The sequence below is a fragment of the Anaerovibrio sp. genome (assembly GCF_045637405.1).
Taxonomy (GTDB): domain Bacteria; phylum Bacillota; class Negativicutes; order Selenomonadales; family Selenomonadaceae; genus Anaerovibrio.
Map to the genome: position 1 here is coordinate 1 of NZ_JAZTZI010000090.1, position 5238 is coordinate 5238.

The following is a 5238-nucleotide window of genomic DNA, read 5'->3' on the forward strand; positions in this document are numbered from 1 at the left end:
TACTGGTTCGGTGGCGACACCACCAAGGATTTCGCCTTTGCACTGCTGTGCGGCTTCTTCAGCGGCTGTTATTCATCAAACTTTATCGCAAGCCCATTGTGGGTAACCATGCGTAACATTGCGGAAAGCAAGAAATCTGGCAATACCAACAAGCCAGCAGCTGCTGAAATATAACAAGGTTTGATTGTTATTGACCTGCACCTCCGACTAATTTATAATTGAACTATAAATTAGTCGGAGGTGTTTGTTTTGTCCTATATAAAACGCCATATTGAGCAAAGTCTTTTAAAAGCAAATAAATCATTCAAGGCTTTATTAGTTACAGGCTCACGACAGGTCGGAAAATCAACTCTACTAAAGGAAGTTTTTCCAGACCAAAATTACATAACTTTTGATAATCCATTGCTTTTATCTCAAGCTCAGAATGAGCCAGGTATGTTCTTTCTTAATAACCGTTGTCCTATTACTTTGGATGAAGTGCAATATATACAGGAGCTTTTTCCCTACATCAAAATAGAATGTGACAAAAGCAATGAAAAGGGATTATTTGCCTTGACTGGCTCTCAGTCATTCCAACTGATGAAGCATGTATCTGAATCATTAGCTGGACGGATTGCCATTTTCGAGCTTTCTGGATTATCTCTCCGGGAAGTAGATGGAATAGATTTTAATCAACCTTTTATTCCTAATAAGGAATATATTTCTAGTCGCAGCCATTCACGGAAAAGTCATTTCAATATATGGCAGCTAATACACAGAGGGAGTTATCCTGCTCTTTATGAAAATGATGTGGATTGGCAGATGTTCTATTCTTCTTATGTACAAACTTATCTTAGCCGTGATGTCAATGATTTAACTAAAATTAAGGATCACATGAAATTTATGAGGTTTTTGACTGCCATGGCAGCCCGTACTGGTCAAATGCTTAATTACAGCAAGGTTGCTGAACAAGCTGATATCACTGCTGCTACTGCCAAAGAATGGACATCTATTCTCGAAGCATCTGGACTTATATACATATTGCAACCATTCTCTAATTCTGCTTTGAGAAGAGCTATTAAAACACCTAAGCTCTATTTCCGTGACACAGGCCTAGTATGTTTCCTCACCAAATATCAAAGTCCGGAAACAGCCATGAATGGAGCCATGGCAGGAGAACTGTTTGAAACCTTCGTGGTATCGGAAATCCTAAAATCATTTACTAACAGTGGTCTAGACTATCGGATGCAAGTTACCTATTATCGTGGTAAAGACAAATCAGCCAGCCGTGAATCCGAAATTGATCTGTTGATTGAGGATGGGGATGTCATATATCCTATAGAAATAAAAATGTCTGCAAACCCAAAACTAAGTATGGCCAACACTTTTGATGTTATTGATAAAATAAAAGGTCGCCAACGCGGCTTGGGAACAATCCTCTGTATGTATGAACAGCCCTTATGGCTAAATGAACGAACCATAGCTTTGCCTATTGATTACATTTAATTATTCATAGGCGTTTTATGGACCTTGATGAATAAACAGCCACCATCCTAGCGGGTGGCTGTTTTTTTTTTATCCTTAGTACCTTTATGTGCAAAATTTTGTACATTGGATTTGATATATTATGTTCAGGGAACGATAATTAGTATAAAGAATGCAGTTTTGACGTGAAATCAAATGACAACTTTGAATAATAAAAGCAGGTGAGAATATGTATGGCAGCAAGAAGAAAGTTAATATGTGTATCCTGAATATATTGCGGGAGTATACGGATGAAAAACATGGCCTGACCCAGCAGGAAATCATTGAACATTTGGAAAAAGATCATGAAATTACCTGTGACCGGCGCACTGTTAAGTCATATATTGATGATTTAAAAGATATGGATTGGCAAATAGAGTGGGAAAATGCCGGCGGTACAGGAATTTTGTTTATCTCTGCAAAAGATACATTAAGCACGATTAGTGAAATTGAAAAAACACAAAGATAATATGTGGCTGTATTTTTCAGACGCAAAAACGAATGCACAATGTTATATTTGCTTTTGCGTCTTTTTTGTGGGAATAATATGTGGAAGTATGGTAAAAAATGTGTGGTATTAAATGGATAAAAAAACTTGTTGGTATATCTCTTTAGCGATATAATTATTGCAAGGGAGGTGGCTGTATGATTGTTTACCATGGTTCTGATCATATTGTTAAAACACCTGTATTTCACGGCGGTAAACGAAATAATGATTATGGTCATGGCTTTTATACCACGGAAAGCCTGGAGCTTGCCAAAGAGTGGGCCTGTGCCAAGAATACGGATGGCTTTGCCAATCGCTATGAATTGGACTTGGAGGAACTGGCCATTCTAAATTTGAATTCATCAGAGTACAATATCCTTAATTGGCTTGCATTATTGACTAAATATCGCAGCTATTGGCAAAGTGGCAGTATTGCTGAAGATGCCAAGAATTATCTGCAGCAGCACTTTTTTATTGATCCTGATAAATATGATGTGATTATTGGCTATCGGGCAGATGATTCATATTTTAGTTTTGCCCAGGATTTTATTGCAGGAACAATATCTTTAAATAAGCTGTCTGAGGCCATGCGGTTGGGGAAGCTGGGAGAACAAATTGTTTTAAAAAGTGAGAAAGCCTACAACCACATTAAATTTTTAGGGGCCGAGCCGGCAGAAGCCAACCTGTGGTATGAGAAAAAATCTGTCAGGGACAGGGAGGCCAGAAGGTCATATCGTAAAAGCAGAACTCAGACTGATAGTGTATCAGAGATTTATATGCTGGATATTATGAGGGAAGGGATAACAAATGGCGATTCGCGCTTACGATGAAATGTATGTGGACAGTGCTCAGAATATATTGGGGCATGCGGTGGATTTTGCCATTATGTCTCTGGAAATCGAGCCTAATGATTTTGCTAAGGTGCTGATGGTAAGTGCCAGTGTACGACAATTTGCCAAGGGAAATCCTCGTTATGTGGCTGGGATGAATGGATGTGAACTGGCCAGACAGATTTTGGATGAAGCTCATATATCATATCCTGATATTGAGGATATTATGTATGTTGATAAATCACCGGAATATTGGTCAGGATGGGCATTGGCGTACTATCAGTGGTATGCAGATGTTTCCTTTGGGGATATTTTTAAGGTGATTTCTTTGGAAGAGATAATTGGAATGTATTCCGTGTACCATGAAATGAATATTTCCCATTTTGTAGAGCAAATTAATCGGCTTATGGGAAAGGCGTATTCTCAGACCCGATTGCGAGCAAGACGGGATAACTGCGGATTATCCCAGTCAGAGCTGGCCAAAGAAGCAGATGTACCATTAAGGCAAATACAACTTTTTGAACAAGGGCAGCGCGATATTAATAAAACCTCGGCTATCACACTTTATAAGCTCAGCAAGGCTCTTCATTGTCAGATGGAGGATTTGCTGGAGCCGTCACTAAAAAATGATGAAGAAGCAGTATAGAACATAAGGTTGTTTTACTCTCAGGTGATCATAAAATCATCTGGGAATTTTTGCTTGTCATAAATAAGAATTAATGTATAATCTATATAATCATAGTAGTCACTATTGAATAGAAAGATTATAAAGAATATAATATAAATAGAAGGACGGTGAGGAAGATGATTTTTAGCGAAAGTGATACTGTAGAACTGAAACGGGAATATATCAAAGACATTCGTAAAGAAATTGTGGCCTTTGCCAATACAGATGGCGGTACTATTTATATTGGGGTGGAGGATTCCGGGGAAATAATCGGCTTGGATAATCCTGATGAGGTAATGCTTTCAATCTTAAATAGTGCCAGAGATTCTGTACGTCCTGATATTATGAGCTTTATTAATGGCAAAACTTTGGAAATAGGTGGCAAGAATATTGTTCAGATAGATATTCAGAAAGGGCCAGATTGTCCATATTATCTAAGGGATAAGGGCCTTGTGCCAAATGGAGTATATATTCGTAACGGTTCTGCCTCTAACCCTGCCAGTACATATATTATAAAAAGAATGATAAGTGAATCCTTTGGAAATTTTGAAGATATGCTATCCATAGAGCAGGAGTTAACCTTTGATCAAATAATAAAAGAATTTGGAAAGCGCAGCTTGGATTTTGGAGAGTCCCAGATGTATTCATTGGGGATAAAGAATAAAGATGGCATGTATACCAATCTTGGACTGCTGGTGTCGGACCAGTGTCCTCATATTATAAAGGGAGCAGTATTTAAAGGAGTAGACTGTCTGAATTTTCAGGACAGGGAAGAATTTTCCGGTTCTGTTTTTAAGCAAATGAACGAAGCCTACAGGTATATTGAGCTGAATAATCATATCTCTGCTACCTTTAATGGACTGTATCGTCATGATCAGTTAAGCTATCCGCCGGTTGCCTTGCGGGAGGCCTTGATAAATGCAGTAGTCCACCGAGATTATTCTTCTGTAAATGTAAGTACCAAGATCAGTTTTTTCTCCGATAGGATGGAGATATTATCCTATGGTGGGTTACCAACGGATATTACCCTGGAAATGGCTATGAATGGTGTATCTGTTTGTAGAAATCCAAAGTTGGCCAATATTTTCTATCGACTCAAACTAATTGAAATGTATGGCACGGGTTTTGGCAAGATGCAAGCAGGCTATGCGTCAGAAAACAGCGAATCTGATGTTTTCAATCCATATCATAAGAAGCCTAAGTTTGAGGCTGTTCAGGGAGCATTTAAAGTTACCATGCCAAATTTGGCATATCATGAAAAGAAAAATGTGGTGTATGAGGATAGCCATAAATATGTTACAGAGCATTGGGAAAGTAGTGTGGATGCCAAGATAATAGAACTGATTGGTGAAAGAGGGCAGATTACCCGCCAAGATGTAGAGAAAACACTTGGGGTCAGCCTTTCCACAGCAACAAGAATTTTACGGGGGTTAAAGGAAAAGGGGAAAATTGTGTCAGTAGGCCGTGGCAGATTAACGGTATATGTTTTGGCATAGTGTAAATATTTAATTATCAGACTCCCGGATTGTATAAAATCATCTGGGAGTTTTAATGTGCAATATAATGTACATTGACTTTGATATATTATGACCAAAGATAAATATTTTTATAAGACATGCATTATGGAGGTGCAATATAACGAGCTTTAAGATGTCCCCTTCCTCTTTAGGTGGGGGAAAACAAACTACAACAGCTGGTGAGCATATCTCCCAGCTCGTTGAAACGCTAATTGGAAGATTTTTCTTCTAAAG

The 5238-nt window shown here is 38.4% G+C and carries 5 protein-coding genes and 1 pseudogene; all 6 read left to right on the forward strand.

Annotated elements, in window-relative coordinates:
* A pseudogene (locus tag ACKI5G_RS06465) lies at positions 1-174 on the forward strand (protein translocase subunit SecF); the annotation flags it as partial.
* A gap of 75 nt (positions 175-249) precedes the next feature.
* A complete protein-coding gene (locus ACKI5G_RS06470; protein ID WP_407398739.1) occupies positions 250-1485 on the forward strand; it encodes an ATP-binding protein in 1236 nt (411 codons plus the stop codon).
* Positions 1486-1693: 208 nt separating this feature from the next.
* Positions 1694-1972, forward strand: a complete 279-nt coding sequence (locus tag ACKI5G_RS06475; protein ID WP_407398741.1) for a hypothetical protein — start codon at positions 1694-1696, stop codon at positions 1970-1972.
* A gap of 176 nt (positions 1973-2148) precedes the next feature.
* Positions 2149-2820, forward strand: a complete 672-nt coding sequence (locus tag ACKI5G_RS06480) for a DUF3990 domain-containing protein (protein WP_407398743.1) — start codon at positions 2149-2151, stop codon at positions 2818-2820.
* Positions 2798-3466 (forward strand): helix-turn-helix domain-containing protein, encoded by a 669-nt coding sequence (locus ACKI5G_RS06485; RefSeq protein ID WP_407398745.1) that lies wholly within the window; start codon positions 2798-2800, stop codon positions 3464-3466. Before ACKI5G_RS06480 ends, ACKI5G_RS06485 begins: the two co-directional genes overlap by 23 nt.
* 158 nt (positions 3467-3624) lie before the next feature.
* Entirely contained in the window at positions 3625-4983 is a 1359-nt protein-coding gene (locus ACKI5G_RS06490; protein ID WP_407398747.1) for an RNA-binding domain-containing protein, read from the forward strand.
* The last annotated feature ends 255 nt before the right edge of the window (positions 4984-5238 follow it).